The following is a 14,749-nucleotide window of genomic DNA, read 5'->3' on the forward strand; positions in this document are numbered from 1 at the left end:
GTCGGTGCGGTGGGAGCGGACCGCACGTCTCCCGACGCTATGCCCCGATGCTTGACACGACCCCGGCGGTGTGGGCTTCGGGTGGGCCTGCCGCGCGCGTTCGCGTGCCGCCGCGCGGTCGCGACACCCCGTGCGTCTCGCGCCGGGTGGTCGCGAACCGTCGCTTGCGCGCCCGCCGGGCGACAGTATGTGACCGCTCGGCGGAGGTGAGCGGGGTGTCGCGACCAGCCGGCCGGCGTGGTCAGTCGCCGTCGGGCGCGAGCCAGATCGCGGACGCGGCCGCTGCCGGCAGGTCGACGAGTGACTCCGAGCCGTCGGCGGAGCGCCGTGCCACCGCGATGACACCGGCGTAGTCCCGCACCCGCTCGACCCGTAGGTGCGTGCCGAGCCCCACCCCGAGCTCGTCGAAGTAGCGCAGCAGCGAGGGATCGTCGTCGGACACCCGGTCGACCGTGCCGCACGCACCGGGTTGGATCGCGCCGAGCAGGGTGCCGGGGGAGTCGGGCACGACGCCGTCCGCGCCGGGGATCGGATCGCCGTGGGGGTCGTGCGTCGGGTGCCCGAGGTCGGCGTCCACGCGGTCGAGGAACCGCTCGGACACCGCGTGCTCGAGGGCCTCGGCCTCGGTGTGGACCTCGTCCCACGAGTACCCGAGCCGCTCCACCAGGAAGGTCTCGATCAACCGGTGCCGCCGCACCATCGCCACCGCCACCTGGTGTCCGAGCGGGGTGAGCACGACGCCGTGGTACGGGGTGTGCTCGATTAGGCCGTCGCGGTCCAGCTTCTTCAGGTTGCCGGACACCGTCGACGCCGACACCTTCAGCGCCGCAGCGATGTCCCGCGTCGCCAGGCCAGGGCCGCCGCGCTCGCTGGCCTTCCAGATGAGCTTGACGTAGTCCTCTGCCATGGTCGACAGGGAGGGCAGGCGCATACCGCCAATCGTACGTCCCGCCTGGTACAACCAGCAGATGACCACGACCGCCCCCGCTCGAGCCCGCCGCCGCTGGCCGGTCCCGCCGTCGCTGCTGCTCGGGCTCGCGCCGCTCGTCGTGTTCGCGGCGATCAGCGCGTGGCGGTCACGCCCCAGCGACGACTACGCGACCCTCGGACAGACGGTCGACAGCGTGGTGCACGCCCTCGTCCTCCCCGAGGGCGTCGCGGTCGCGGTGCTCGCCCTGTTCGTCACCGCGCTCGGCTGGTGGCGGATCGCCACCGTGGACCCCGTGCGCACGACGCTGCGCTGGACGACGGTCGCGCCGATCCTCGTGCTGGTGGTGTGCGTCGTCCGCCTGCCCCTGATCGACTGGACGGCGCTCCCGGCGCACTACTTCCTGTTGCTCGCCGTGGGCGTGCTGTTCGTGGGGGTGTTCGAGGAGCTGATGGCCCGCGGCACCCTGCTGGTCGGGTTGCGACGCCGACTGCCGGAGATGTGGGTGTGGGCGCTGTCGTGCGCGCTGTTCGGGCTGCTCCACCTGCTCAACGCGCTCGCCGGAGCCGGCATCGGTCCGACCCTGCTCCAGGTGGTGTTCGCGGCGTCGTTCGGCTCCACCCTCTACGTCGCCCGCCGGCTGACCGGGTCGCTGCTCGCCCCGGTGCTGCTGCACGCGTTCTGGGACTTCGGGTCGATCGGGTTCTCGGCGACCGCCGACACGGGTGACCAGGGCCGTCTGGTGCTCCTCGGCCTGATCGGGCTGTTCTCGTTCGGGGTGCTCGCCTTCGGCATCGTCGCCGGCGGGATCATCGCCTGGTACGACGACCGCCCGCGTCGGCTGGCGAAGCGCTGGCGTTCGGTACCGCCGATGGCGGCCTTCGCCCTGGAGGCCCGTGACCGGGTCCCCACACCGGCTGCGGCGGGCGCACCACCCGTGGCGGCTGCTCCGGGTGGTGCTCGCTCGAGCTCGAGCTCGAGCTAGAGCTCGACCTCGAACGGCTCGGTGCGCACCAGCTCGTGCACGCCGGAGATGACCTCGCTCGGACGGAACGGGTAGCGGTCGATCTCGGCCTGGTCGCTGATCCCCGTCATCACGAGCACGGTGTGCAGCCCCGCCTCGATGCCCGCCTGCACGTCGGTGTCCATGCGGTCGCCGATCATGCCGGTGTTCTCGGAGTGCGCACCGATCCGGTTCATCGCCGAGCGGAACATCATCGGGTTCGGCTTGCCGACCACGTAGGGCTGCTTGCCGGTGGCCTTCTCGATCATCGCGGCGATCGCACCCGTCGCCGGCAGGACCCCCTCGGCGCTGGGACCCGTGGCGTCGGGGTTCGTCACGATGAACCGGGCACCGTCGCGGATCAGGCGGACGGCTTTCGTGATCGCCTCGAACGAGTAGTTCCGGGTCTCGCCCACGACCACGTAGTCGGGGGCGGTCTCCGTCATGATGAACCCGGCCTCGTGCAGGGCGGTGGTCATGCCGGCCTCGCCGATCACGAACGCCGAGCCGCCGGGCATCTGCGACCTGCAGAAGTCGGCCGTGGCGAGGGCCGAGGTCCAGATCCGTTCCTCGGGCACGTGCAGGCCCGAGCTCCGGAGCCGGGCACTGAGGTCGCGCGGTGTGAAGATCGAGTTGTTCGTCAGCACGAGGAACTCGGTGCCGTCGTCGAGCCACTGCTGGATGAGCTCCGGGGCGCCGGGGAGGGCCTGGTTCTCGTGGACGAGCACGCCGTCCATGTCGGTCAGCCAGCACTCGACGTCGTCGCGGGTTGCCATGGTGCTCACCCTACTGCGCGGCGGTGCGGGCCCGGCTCGTGGTCGGCTCGTGGTCGGCTCGGAAAGGGCCGGGAGGCCCGGGGCGGCTCTTGCGCGCCGCTCCGAGACCCGAGATGGTCGAGACACCGAACTGTGGTCGGCTTTGCCCTACGCTTTTCGGGACACGTACCGAATCAAGGAGGCCCCCTCGTGCTCGTCGAACCCGGATCCCCGACCGCCACGCCCCGACCCCGCCCGGTGTCGGAGACGGAGCTCGAGGTGACGCCGCGCCGACGCCGAGGCCGCCCGAACGTGCTCTCCCGCGAGCAGGTGATCGACGCGGCGACCACCATCGCGAACGAGGACGGGCTCGACCGCCTGTCCTTCCGGGCCCTCGGCGTGCGGCTCGGAGTCGCCCCGATGACCGTGCACCGGACCATCGGCGGCCTGGACGACCTGCACGCCGAACTCGTCCGCCGCACCGTCGACGAGTTCACCGCCACGTTCGTCTGGCCGGACGAGTGGCACGCGGTCGTCCGCACGTTCGCCACGACCTTCCGTGACCTCATGCGCACCCACCCGCTCGTGCTCGAGTCCCACAGCCAGCGCGCCCCGCTCGCCAGCACCGAGTCCGACGCCGTCGTGGCCGAGGTCGTCGGGGCCCTGCAGGAAGCGGGCCTGCCGCCGGCCGAGGCGATGTACACCTTCTTCGTCGTCTACGACTTCGTGGTCGGGCACGCCGGTGTGCAGGTCGGCCGCGGTGACTCCGAGGCCGGACGGCCGGAGCGGCACCGCCTGGTCGGCGAGATCCTCGGCGAGCACTCCTACGACGCCCGGTTCGCACTCGGGCTCGACATCCTGATCGCCGGCATCGAGTCTCGCATCGCCCGCCTCGCCTGACCGGGCCGCGCGAGCCCCCGGGAACCAGGTTCCGGTCACGGAACCGCGCGGCTTCGCGGTGCTGTGCCCGGAACCTGGTTCCGCACGACCGGGCCGTACGCTGGTCCGGTGACCACAGCGCCCGAACCGTCGCACGAACTGACGACCAACGGGGTCGGGCCGCACCCGGAACCCTGGCCCGACGACCCGCGGCTCGACCCGGAGTTGCTGGCCGCGGGGGACTCCCGGAACGTGCTCGACCGCTACCGGTACTGGTCGATGGACGCGATCGTCGCCGAACTCGACACCCGCCGGCACGCCTTCGACGTCGCGATCGAGAACTGGCAGCACGACCTGAACATCGGGTCGATCGTGCGGAGTGCGAACGCGTTCCTCGCCGGCACCGTGCACATCATCGGGCGGCGGCGGTGGAACAAGCGGGGGGCCATGGTCACCGACCGGTACCAGCACGTCCGGTACCACCCCGACGTCGAGGCGTTCCTCGCCGCGATGACCGAGGAACAGCGTCCCGTCGTGGCGATCGACAACACCCCCGGTGCCGAGCGCATCGAGACGGCGACGATCCCCGAGCGCTGCGTGTTCCTGTTCGGGCAGGAGGGCCCCGGCCTGACGGACCAGGCGGTCGCCGGGGCGGACGGCCACCTCGAGATCACGCAGTTCGGGTCGACGCGGAGCATCAACGCCTCGGCCGCCGCGGCGATCGTCATGCACAGCTGGGTCGTCCAGCACGCGGCGTTGCCGGACGCGACCTCCTGAGCAGACGTGGGCGGGCCCTGGACCCGGCCGTCCCTGCGCAGGAAGCGCGTCGGGCGGAGGTGGGGCGGGCCTCCAGGCCGGATGCCCGGCAGGAGTGTCAGCGCGCGGCGGTCGTGCGGCGGGCGACCAGGCGGGGCTCGACGAGCAGTTCCGTCGCGGCCAGCGCCGGGTCCGCGATGCGCGCGAGCAGCCGCTCGCCGGCGCCGCGACCGATGTCCACGCTGCGGTCGTCGATGCTCGTGAGCCCGACGTAGCGCATCGCGGCGACGGGGGTGTCGTCGTAGCCGATGACGGAGACGTCCTCGGGGACCCGCAGGCCGCGTTCGGCGAGTTCGGACAGGGCGCCGAGGGCCATCACGTCGTTCGCGGCGAAGACGGCGGTGACGTCCGGGTGCTCGTCGAGCAGCATGCCGAGGGCGCGCGAGCCGGCCTCCTCGGTGGGTTCGCCGGGCAGGACGGTGGTGGCGACGGACGCGCGGGGGGCAGCTGCCGCTTCGAACCCGGCCTGGCGTTCCGCGGACGCTGCCGAACTCGCACCGGCGAAGCCGAGGCGTGTGTGCCCGAGGGCGAGCAGGTGGTCGGCGGCCATGCCGCCGCCGGCGCGGTCGTCGTTCGCGACGGTGTCCGCGCGGGGGATCGACACCCGCCCACCGGCGATCACGAGCGGCATCGAGGCGGGGACCGCCAGGTCGGTGGTCGGCTCACCCGCGATGACGATGCCCTCGACGCGCATGGAGAGGAAGCCCTCCACCGGAGAGGCATCGAGCCCGGTGTTGAGGAACCGGTCCGCGACGACGAGCCGGTGGCCCTGGTCCTGCAGACTCTCGCGCAGCCCGGTCAGCAGGTCCACGAACCACTGGTTGCGGAAGTCGTCGAGGACCACGCCGATCGTGCGACTGCGGGTGCCGGCGAGGGACACCGCCGCGGTGGAGGGCCGGTAGTCGAGCTCCTGGATCGCCTTCAGCACGGCGGCTCGGCGCTGGTCGCTGACCCGGGGCGAGCGCTGGAGCACCAGGGAGACGAGGGACTTCGAGACCCCGGCGCGTGCGGCGACGTCGTAGATGGTCGCGGGCTTGCCGTCTCCCATGATGCGCTTCGACCTCCGTTGGTTCGTGCGTCGATCGTAGCGGGCGCGCGCCGGTTCGCTTCGTGAGCAGAAACGGTCGGGTGCGGGGAGACGACTCGACCTTTTCTGCTCACGATCCGCGCGTCGTCCGGTGGACGACGTCCGACCTCGACACCCACGCGTTCGGCGCGGTCGCACAGCTGAGGTCGTTGCTCGCCCGCCGGGGGTAGCGTCGGCGGCATGGCGACGCTGCTCATCACCGGAGCCGCGGGCCGGATCGGGAGCGCTCTGCGTCCCCGTCTGCGGTCTGCGGGACACGACCTCGTGCTGCTCGACGAACAGAAGCCCCACGATCCGGTCGCAGCCGGTGAACGCTTCGTGCCCGGGTCCGTGAACGACCCGGCAGCGCTGGACGACGCGCTCGCCGGGGTCGACACCGTGGTGCACCTGGCCGGCATCCCGACCGAGGCCGCCTGGGACGACCTGATCGCGGCGAACCTGACCGGCACGAAGAACGTGCTCGAGCGGGCGGCGGCAGCCGGGGTGCTCCGGGTGGTGCAGGCGAGCTCGATCCACGCGGTGGGTCTGGTGCCCGAACCCCTCGACCAGCCGGGCACGGTGCCGGGGAACCGCCTGCCCCGACCGGACACCTACTACGGCGTGACGAAGGCCGCGATGGAACTGCTCGGCAGCCTGTTCGCCGACCGGTACGAGATGTCGATCGTGTCCGCGCGCATCGGGGCGTTCGGGACCCTGCCGCCGACGACCCGGGGGCTGCTGATGTGGACCTCGCCGGACGACCTGACGCGGCTGGTGCTCGCGACCGTGGCGCTCCGCGACCCCGGGCACCACGTCGTCTGGGCCCTGTCGCGGAACACCGGGTCGCCCGCCGACCTGTCAGCGGGGGAGCGCATCGGCTTCCACCCCCTCGACGACGCGTCCGCCGTGCTCGACGCGGACGCCCGTGCGGCGCTGCCGACCGACGACCTGAGCACCCTCGGCGGCGGGATGGTGCACCAGCCCCTGGGGGAGCGCACTTCGTGAGCAGAAGAGGTCGGGTGACCTGATGTCTCCCGACCTCTTCTGCTCACGAAGCGTTCCCGCGGTGCACCCGGGGACGCCCGCGGCGCGCGGCGGCTCCCGCTACCCGATCAGGCTCGGGCGCAGGTCGCGCAGTGTGCGGGAGCGGGTCTGCCGTGCCGTGACCACGAAGGACACGAGCAGCGCCCCGAGCAGCCAGCAGAGCAGCACGCCGGCGTCCGACCACGCGGCGCCGAGGTTCCCGCCGTACATCGTCTGCCGGATGGCGTCGACCGAGTAGGTCATCGGCAGCGCGAAGTGCAGCGCCGCCAACGGCCCCGGCAGCGTCTGCCACGGGAACGTGCCGCCGGCGGTGACGAGCTGCACGAGCATGAGCACGAGGCCCAGGAACTGCCCGACCGACCCGAGCAGCACGTTGAGCGCCATGATGATCGCCGCGAAGGTCGCCGAGGCCAGCACCATGATCCCGATCGTGCCGCCGACGTGCACGACGTTCAGGTCGAGGGCGAAGCGCACGATGAAGAACAGCGCCACCATCTGCACCAGACCGAGCAGCGCCGGGGTGAGCCAGCCGCCGAACACCACCGCGAGGGGCTTCCGCACCGCGGTGATCGCGCGCTTGGAGATCGGCTTGAGGATCAGGAACAGCGCGTACATGCCGATCCAGGCTGCGAGCGAGATGAAGAACGGTGCCAGACCGGCGCCGTAGTTCGACGCCGCGGCGACGTTGTCGTCCCCGACCTTGACCGGGTCGGAGATGACCGAGGCCTGCGAAGCACGCTCGGAGGCGTTCGAGGCCGGGATCTTCGTGCGGCCCTCGTCGAGCGAGGACGCGAGCTCCGACGAGCCGCTCTTCAGCGTGTCCAGCCCGGAGGCGAGCGACGACGCGCCCTCGTCGGCCGACGCCGCGCCCGATGCGAGCGAAGCAGCACCCGACGACAGCGTGGGAGCCGCCGCAGCCAGCTTCGACGTGCCGGCCGCCACCTGCGACGCACCCGACGACAGCGTGGACGCACCGGTCGCAGCGTCCGCGATGCCGGACGACAGCTTCGGAGCCGCGGACGCGAGCGACGACGTGCCGGCGGCGAGCGTGTCCGAGCCGTCGGAGAGCTGCTGGATGCCGCTGGTCAGCTCCGGCGCCTGCTGGGCGAGCTGGGACGCCCCGGCGGACACCGCTGCACTCCCCAGCTTCAGCGACTGCAGGCCGTCGGACAGGTCCCCGGCACCGGCACCGAGGTCGGCGCTGCCGGTCTGGAGGGTGTCGAGACCGGCCAACAACTGGGTCTTCTGCGCAGGGGTCAGCACCGTGGATGCCTGGACGACCGGCTTCAGCGTGGCCACGAGTTCGGGCGACTGCTCGGAGATCTGCTGGACGCCGGCGATGAACGGCGCGGCCTGGTCGGCGAGGTCGGCATTGCCGCTGGCGACCTTCGACGCACCCGCCGCCAGCGTGGCTGAGTCCGCCGGCAACGACGCCGTCTGGTCCCGGAGCTCGTGCAGCCCGGTCTGCAGCTGCTGCGCCCCCGCGTTCAACTGCGCCGTCTGGTCCGGCAACGCCGCGGTCTGCTGCTGCGCGCTCGCCAGCCCGGACGCCAGGGTCGACGCCCCGGACGCCACCTGCTGCGCCCCACTGTTCAGCTGTGCAGTCTGGGAAGGCAACGAAGCCGTGCCGGACGCGAGCTCCGACGCGCCGGACGCCAGCTTGCCGGTCCCGGCGGCGAGCGTGTGCGCACCCGAGTCCGCCTTCGCGGTGCCGGACGCGAGCTGGTCCGCCCCGTCGACGGCGTCACCGAGGCTGTCCCGCACGTCGGCGAGCCCGACGAGCAGGGTCTTCGCCGCCTGCTTGCCGACGCGCTCGGCGACGGCCGTCCGCATGGTCTTGCCCGCCTGCTCGGCGATGGTCGACGCCAGGTACGAGTTCGTGTCGGCCGTCGTCAGGACGAGCTTCGCCTGCGTCGGGTCGTCGGACTGCGCGGACACCAGGTGTTCGGAGAAGTCGTGCGGGACCGTCACGACGAAGTCGTAGGTGCCGTTGCGCACGCCGGATCGCGCGTCGGCCGCGCTGGTCGTCGTCCACTTGAAGTCACCGCCGTCGATGGCCTCCTTCGTGACGTCCTTGCCGTAGTCGACGTGGTCGCCGTCCAGCGTCGCGCCGGCGTCGAGGTTCACGATCGCGGCAGGGATCTGGTCGAGCTTGGCGTACGGGTCGCGGTTCGCCCACAGGTAGGCGCCGCCGTACAGCAGCGGCACGACCATGAGCGCGATGAACGCCAGGCGTGCGAGCGGGGTCGCGGTGAGTCGCGCGAGTTCGGAGCGGACGAGCGAGGTGGTGGTCACGGGGTTGCCTCCGTCGGGACGGTTGCGGATTCTGCGGAGACGGAAGGGACGGTCGGGAGGCCCGGCTCGGTTCCGTCGGACAGGGCCGCGTCGTCGGGACCCTCGGTCTGGGTGGTTTCGGTCGTCGCGATGTCGCCGAGCAGCGTCTCGACGGTGGCTGCGGCGGCCTTCGAGGTCACGAGCACCACGGTGATGCCACGCCGGGCGACGTCGCGGACCACCTGGAACCAGTCCTCGACGGCGCCGCCGTGTCGCTCGGGTGAGGTGATCACGAGGCCCGTCACTCCGTCGCGGAGCAGGGCGAGCTCGACGAGCAGCCGCACCCGGACGGCCGTCGGCACCCGCTGCACGTGGGTGTCGGCGTACTCGCGCAGGCCGAGCTCGTCGAGCACGGTGTCGACGTGCTCGCGCGAGGGGCGCTGCCCGGCGAACGCGAGCTCCTCGCGCACGATCTGCTTGCAGCTCATCACGGGGAAGGGTTCCGCGACACCGGGGGTGTCGACCAGGGCGAAGGCGCGGCGCACGGCGGCCGGGTCCTCGTGTCCGTCGAGCAGCAGGCGTCCGGTCTCGGGGTGCATGCGGCCGCCCGCGATGAGTGAGGCGAGCACGGGGGACTGCTCGGTCTCGACGGCGACGACCCCGGGGCGTCCGGGAGCGGCGACGGCGGAGACGACGGGCAGTGGCGCGCCGGGCTCCTCGCCGATGCCGACGTGATCGAGTTCGAGCGTCATGCGTGGTCCTCCGAGGGAGCGGGGGTGGCGGGGGTGGCAGGGGTGGCGGGTTCGGACAGCAGTGCGGTGCGCCAGTCGATGCCGGCCATGCCGAGCGCCGACACCACCACCATGCGCCGTCCGTCCTCGTCGGGCGTGCCGGATCGCGTGGCTTCGTCGAGGACGGCGATGCACGCACCCTCGACCAGGCGGCCGAGGGTGGCCGGGTCGACGTCGTTCCGCATGGCACCGTCGGCGATGCCGAGCGCACACGCCTGGCGGACCTGGGCGCGCAGCGGGGCGAAGACCGCGGCGACGGGCTCGGCGAAGGGGCTGCGGACGGCGACCCGGGCCATCGAGCGGACGTGCGAGACCTCGGTCCAGAGCGTCACTGCGATGGCGGCGAGCCGTGCGGCCGGCGGGAGCTCCTGCAGGTCCGAGGACGTCGGCATGGCGGCGGCGATGCGGGCGGCACCGGCGGTCACGACCTCCTGCACCAGGTCGTCGCGCGACGGGAAGTGTCCGTAGACCGCACGGCGGGAGAGTCCGGCGGCCGCGGCGATCGTCTCGATGGAGGCATCGGGGTCGCGCTGCAGGCACGTCTTCGCGGCGTCGAGGAGTGCGGCCCGGTTCTCGGTGGCGTCGCGGCGGGGCGCGCGAACGGGCTGGTCTGCAGTGGTCACTCGCCCATCGTAATAACGTGCACACACGTGTGCAACTTAACAGGAACGGCCCCCCGGACGAGGGGTGTCCCCCGAAGTGCGGACTGTGCTCCCTGAGAGCGAACGCATAGCTTCACAGGAATCTCATGCGAGCCACGGACTGAGCCAGGAGTGTCCTCTTTGCAGCGTGCAACACCGATAACCGGATCCGAACCCACCCCCCATCGCTTCACCCGCGTCCTGACCGCCGGCATCGCCACCGCGGCCCTGGCCTGCGGTGGTCTCGCAGTCGGGGGCGCGGCCTCCGCAGCCCCGGCCGGGATCTCGGTGGCCGACCTCAAGCTCTCCGCCCCGCTCCGTGACGCCGAGCCGACGAAGACCGTCGCCGCGTTCGTCCGCACGACCGGCCAGGGCGCCCTCGAAGTGGACGCCGAGGCCAAGGGCGGTGACCTGACGAAGTCGAGGACCCAGTCCTCGGCAGCGAAGAGCCGCGTCAAGGCCATCGAGTCGACGACCGCCGCCGTCCGCGAAGCCGTGAAGCGCGCTGACGCCGACTCGACCGAGCTCTACTCGACCGAGTACACCGTCCCCGGTGTCGCGGTCGTGGCCGACGTCGACGCGTTCCAGCAGATCGCGAAGCGCTCCGACGTCGAGAGCATCATCCCGCTCACGCCGAAGAAGGTCGTCGAGCCGACGGTCAACGAGGACGCGAGCGCCGCTCCCTCGGGCGTCGACCCGAGCCTGGTGCAGCCCGGCGCCGACGGCGTCGCTCCGAAGAACGCGGCGAGTGACGTCTACACGCGCTCGCTCAACGCCTGGCAGCAGACCGGCCACACCGGCAAGGACGTCAACGTCGCCGTGCTGGACACCGGTCTCGACTACACGCAGGCCGACTTCGGTGGCCCCGGTACGACCGCCGCGTACCAGGAGGCCCTGGCGAACGCGAGCGGTGGCGCCCCGGACCCGAGCCTGTACGACGCGTCGAAGTTCCTGGGCGGGTACGACTTCGCCGGCGCGACCTACAATGCCGACCCGACGGACCCGGATGCCTACGACCCCGTGCCGGCTCCCGACGACAACCCGATCGACGGCAAGGGCGGCGACCACGGCACGCACGTGTCCGGCTCCGTTGCCGGCTACGGCCTGACCGCCGACAAGCAGCAGTTCGACGGCGACTACACCAAGCTCACCACGCAGCAGGTGCAGGACATGTGGATCGGTCCGGGCACCGCGCCCGAGGCCGGCCTGTACGCGCTCAAGGTGTTCGGCGACAACGGCGGTTCGACCGACGTCACCGGTGCCGCGCTCGACTGGGTGGGCAAGGCGCTCACCGAGGGCAAGGACATCAACGTCCTGAACCTGTCGCTCGGCTCCGACTACGGCGCGCCGGACGACCCCGACAACGCGAAGATCGACGCACTGACCGCTCGCGGCGTGCTCCCCGTGATCGCCTCGGGCAACGCCGACGACTTCACCGACATCGGTGGCTCGCCGGGCAATGCCGAGGGCGCGCTCACCGTCGCCGCGAGCGCCACCGGCCAGTCGCTGTACGACGGCGTCCAGGTCACCGCGCCGGCCGACGTCGCGAAGACCTACCGCTCGCAGTACTCGCAGAACTTCCAGGGCACCCTGCCGGTCGAGGGCGACGTCGTCGTCCCGACCACCAACATCGACGGCTGCGCGGCGTTCAGCGCCGCCGACGCCGCGAAGATCGCGGGCAAGGTCGTCTGGCTGAAGTGGACGGACGCCGCGCTCGAGTGCGGATCCGGCGTGCGTTTCGGCAACGTCGAGGCCGCCGGCGGTGTCGGCGTGCTCCTGGCGGGCACGATCAACACCTTCGACTCGGGCATCGCGGGCAACGCGACCATCCCGGGTGCCGAGCTGACGCTGGACGCCGCCACGAGCCTCCAGGCAGCTGCCACGGCGGGGACCCTGCACGTGCGCTTCGCGGACGAGCTGAAGGGCTTCGAACTCGCCACCGACCCGGAGGCCGTGAACACGCTCGCGTCGTTCACCAGCCGGGGCGTGCACGGGTCGTTCGACGACATCGTCAAGCCGGACATCGCCGGCCCCGGGGTCAACGTGATCTCCGCGGCCAACGGCACCGGTGACGGCCGCCTGTCGATGAGCGGCACCTCGATGGCCACGCCGGACGTCGCGGGCATCGCGGCGCTGACGTTCCAGTCGCACCCGACCTGGTCCGCTCCGCAGGTCAAGGCGGCGCTCATGAACACGGCGACGCACGACGTCAAGGACGGCAACCGCTCGGCCACCCTGCTCCGTCAGGGCACCGGTCGCGTCGACGCCCTGCAGGCCGTGACGGCCGGCACCACCGTTCGGAGCGTCGAGAACGACCAGCTCGTCACCGCCTCGTTCGGGGTCGTCGAGGTCTCCGGCAAGACCAGCGAGACCCGCACGCTCCAGATCGAGAACACCGACGGTGTCGCGCACACCTACGACGTGGCCTACCAGCCGCAGGTGTCGCAGCCCGGCGTGACGTTCGCGCTCAGCTCGAAGCGGGTCACCGTGCGAGCGCACGGCACGGCCTCGGTGCGGCTGACGTTCACGGTCGCCGACCCGACGAAGCTCCGCCGTGTCATCGACCCCACCCAGGAGTCGGTGCAGCAGGGCTACCAGCGTGAGTTCGTGGCCGCCGCGTCGGGCATCGTCGCGTTCTCGCCGACGGACAAGTCGCTGAACCCGCTCCGCCTCGGTGCCTACGTGGCCCCGAAGCCCGTCAGCGCCGTGCGCGCCCGGACGACCGTCGCCTTCACCGGCCCCGGGAAGTCCGCGAACCTGACGCTCAAGGGCCGCACCCTCGACCAGGGCGGACTGACGACCGGCTACCACGCCGCCGTCGCACCGTTCGTGCTCGGCGGGACCGACCCGGTCGAGTCGTTCCCCGAGGGCTCGGCGGCGCGTTCCCTGCAGGCGGCGGACGTCCGCTCCTACGGCGCCTCGTACGACAAGAACTCGGACACGCTGGCGTTCGGGGTGCAGACCGCCGGTCCCGACGCCAACCCGGGCGCCGTCACCAACGTCGAGGTCCTCATCGACACCGACCGTGACGGCCAGCCCGACTACCTGGTCTACGACGCGAAGTCCGCCGCGGTGGACGCCACGTTCGTGACCACGGTCGACCTCGCGACGGGCGAGACGGTCGACGCGCAGCCGCTCAACGGTGGCGCGCCCGGACAGGACGTCAACACCTTCGACAGCTCCGTGAAGGTGTTCACCGTCTCCGCCTCGCTCATCGGTGCGAAGAGCACGTTCGCGTACTCGGTGCTGACCGAGTCCGCGTACGCGCCGGGTGCGGCCACCAGTGGTTCGTCGGTGGTGGACGAGACGAAGTCCGCCACGTTCGACCCGTCGAAGCCGAAGCTGTCGTTCTCGCAGGACGGCGCCACCGGCGTGCTGTTCGCCGACTCGGACTCCATCCGGGTCACGCGGGCCTCGGGCGTCACGAAGGCGACCGTGCTGCTGCTGCACCTGGACAACGCCGCGGGCAAGCAGGCTGACACGTCGACCATCACGGTGACGCCGCCGACGCTCGCGCTGGCGAAGGGCAGCAGGGCGACCGTGAGCGGGACGGCGAAGGTCGGCTCGACCCTCACCGCGAAGCACGGCACGTGGAGCACGACGAAGGCGACGTACGAGTACCAGTGGCTCCGCGACGGCAAGGTCGTCAAGAAGGCCACCGGCACGAAGTACAAGCTCGGCTCGTCCGACGTCGGTCACCGCATGAGCGTCAAGGTGACGGCCCACGCCTCGGGGTACAAGGACGGCACCGCGAAGTCCAAGGCGACCGCCAAGGTCACGCGCCGCTAGGCAGAGCTCGGCGCGGGCACCCGCGTCACACGGTGCGCAGAAGACGTCGGGTCCCGCGCTGGGAGCCGACGTCTTCTGCGCACCGGGCCCGTGGTTGCGCGCGTACGGGACAGGTAGTTAGACAAACTAGTGAATTGGTGCCAGGGTCAAACCATGCACAGCACGCTGAACCAGCTCCGGTCCAACCCGGTCGAGTGGCGCCGTCGTGGACTCACCCCGCCGGATGCCATCCAAGCCATGATCGAGCAGCGGCTCGCGGAGCCCGGGCACTCCCAGCCCGTCGGTGACCCGTCGTACCAGGACTTCTTCCGGAGCTGACGCGTCGCGCGCCGAGAGACTGACTGACGGTCGGGAGGCGCGGTGCCAGCTGGCACCCCTCCCTCGCGGACTCGGTCGGCGCGTCCCGCGCAACGCTTCGCACTGCCGCTGCGCGGGACGCGCCCGTCCGTCCGTGGTGGCGTTCCGGACGCTACTTGCCGATCTTGTCGTCGGCCGCGTTCTCGGCCTTGCCGATCTGGTCACCGTGTCCGCCGCCGGTGGCCTTGTCGGCGGCGTCGCCCGCCTTGTCGAGGCCGGTGTCCGTGGCCTTCTCGCCCTTGTCGCTGTCGGCGAGGTCCTTCGCCTTGTCTCCGATGCCGCTCATGTCGTGCTCCTTCTGATCGTGGATCTGACGCGTCCGACGGTGCTCCGACCGCGCCGGACGGGCGTCCAGGGAAGCCACGAGCGGGCATGGGTCGTCACGATCCCGGGGTCGTCCACGGGT

At 71.7% G+C, this 14,749-nt stretch carries 13 protein-coding genes; 6 read left to right on the forward strand and 7 right to left on the reverse strand.

Going from position 1 to position 14,749, the window contains the following annotated elements; all coding sequences use genetic code 11:
• Positions 1 to 241: 241 nt before the first annotated feature.
• Positions 242 to 931 (reverse strand): metal-dependent transcriptional regulator, encoded by a 690-nt coding sequence (locus tag ITJ56_RS05975; RefSeq protein WP_194628667.1) that lies wholly within the window; start codon positions 929 to 931, stop codon positions 242 to 244.
• Positions 932 to 968: 37 nt separating this feature from the next.
• Between ITJ56_RS05975 and ITJ56_RS05980 the strand changes: the two genes are divergently transcribed.
• Entirely contained in the window at positions 969 to 1,913 is a 945-nt protein-coding gene (locus ITJ56_RS05980; RefSeq protein ID WP_194628669.1) for a CPBP family intramembrane glutamic endopeptidase, read from the forward strand.
• Here the strand turns inward: ITJ56_RS05980 and ITJ56_RS05985 are convergent.
• Positions 1,910 to 2,707: an HAD-IIA family hydrolase gene (locus ITJ56_RS05985; protein WP_194628671.1), complete on the reverse strand. Its 798-nt coding sequence runs from the start codon at positions 2,705 to 2,707 to the stop codon at positions 1,910 to 1,912. The genes ITJ56_RS05980 and ITJ56_RS05985 overlap by 4 nt on opposite strands.
• 189 nt (positions 2,708 to 2,896) lie before the next feature.
• Here ITJ56_RS05985 and ITJ56_RS05990 point away from each other — a divergent pair, with 189 nt between their 5' ends.
• Positions 2,897 to 3,586, forward strand: coding sequence for a TetR/AcrR family transcriptional regulator (locus ITJ56_RS05990; RefSeq protein ID WP_194628673.1), 690 nt, complete (start codon positions 2,897 to 2,899; stop codon positions 3,584 to 3,586).
• 108 nt (positions 3,587 to 3,694) lie between these two features.
• Complete coding sequence (locus ITJ56_RS05995; protein ID WP_194628675.1) at positions 3,695 to 4,342, forward strand: TrmH family RNA methyltransferase; 648 nt, start codon at positions 3,695 to 3,697, stop codon at positions 4,340 to 4,342.
• A 97-nt stretch (positions 4,343 to 4,439) separates the two neighbouring features.
• On the opposite strand, the gene ITJ56_RS06000 is transcribed toward ITJ56_RS05995, so the two are convergent.
• A complete protein-coding gene (locus tag ITJ56_RS06000) occupies positions 4,440 to 5,429 on the reverse strand; it encodes a LacI family DNA-binding transcriptional regulator (RefSeq protein WP_194628677.1) in 990 nt (329 codons plus the stop codon).
• A gap of 219 nt (positions 5,430 to 5,648) precedes the next feature.
• Here ITJ56_RS06000 and ITJ56_RS06005 point away from each other — a divergent pair, with 219 nt between their 5' ends.
• Positions 5,649 to 6,452, forward strand: a complete 804-nt coding sequence (locus ITJ56_RS06005) for an NAD-dependent epimerase/dehydratase family protein (RefSeq protein WP_194628679.1) — start codon at positions 5,649 to 5,651, stop codon at positions 6,450 to 6,452.
• Between the two features lie 99 nt (positions 6,453 to 6,551).
• Here the strand turns inward: ITJ56_RS06005 and ITJ56_RS06010 are convergent, their stop codons facing one another.
• From ITJ56_RS06010 to ITJ56_RS06020, 3 genes are read right to left on the reverse strand one after another with little or no spacing between them, the layout of a single operon-like run.
• The gene (locus tag ITJ56_RS06010; protein WP_194628681.1) at positions 6,552 to 8,786 is read right to left on the reverse strand and encodes a YhgE/Pip family protein; all 2,235 of its coding nucleotides are present in this window, start codon (positions 8,784 to 8,786) and stop codon (positions 6,552 to 6,554) included.
• Positions 8,783 to 9,517 (reverse strand): hypothetical protein, encoded by a 735-nt coding sequence (locus ITJ56_RS06015; RefSeq protein WP_194628683.1) that lies wholly within the window; start codon positions 9,515 to 9,517, stop codon positions 8,783 to 8,785. The genes ITJ56_RS06010 and ITJ56_RS06015 overlap by 4 nt, the downstream gene beginning before the upstream one ends.
• Entirely contained in the window at positions 9,514 to 10,179 is a 666-nt protein-coding gene (locus ITJ56_RS06020; protein ID WP_194628685.1) for a TetR/AcrR family transcriptional regulator, read from the reverse strand. Before ITJ56_RS06020 ends, ITJ56_RS06015 begins: the two co-directional genes overlap by 4 nt.
• A 159-nt stretch (positions 10,180 to 10,338) precedes the next feature.
• On the opposite strand from ITJ56_RS06020, the gene ITJ56_RS06025 reads away from it, so the two are divergent.
• Positions 10,339 to 13,986, forward strand: a complete 3,648-nt coding sequence (locus ITJ56_RS06025) for a S8 family peptidase (RefSeq protein ID WP_194628687.1) — start codon at positions 10,339 to 10,341, stop codon at positions 13,984 to 13,986.
• Between the two features lie 153 nt (positions 13,987 to 14,139).
• Complete coding sequence (locus tag ITJ56_RS06030; RefSeq protein ID WP_194628689.1) at positions 14,140 to 14,304, forward strand: hypothetical protein; 165 nt, start codon at positions 14,140 to 14,142, stop codon at positions 14,302 to 14,304.
• Between the two features lie 151 nt (positions 14,305 to 14,455).
• Here the strand turns inward: ITJ56_RS06030 and ITJ56_RS06035 are convergent, their stop codons facing one another.
• Positions 14,456 to 14,629, reverse strand: coding sequence for an antitoxin (locus ITJ56_RS06035; RefSeq protein ID WP_194628690.1), 174 nt, complete (start codon positions 14,627 to 14,629; stop codon positions 14,456 to 14,458).
• Positions 14,630 to 14,749: the final 120 nt, after the last annotated feature.

The organism is Curtobacterium sp. VKM Ac-1376 (assembly GCF_015351025.1).
GTDB lineage: Bacteria > Actinomycetota > Actinomycetes > Actinomycetales > Microbacteriaceae > Curtobacterium.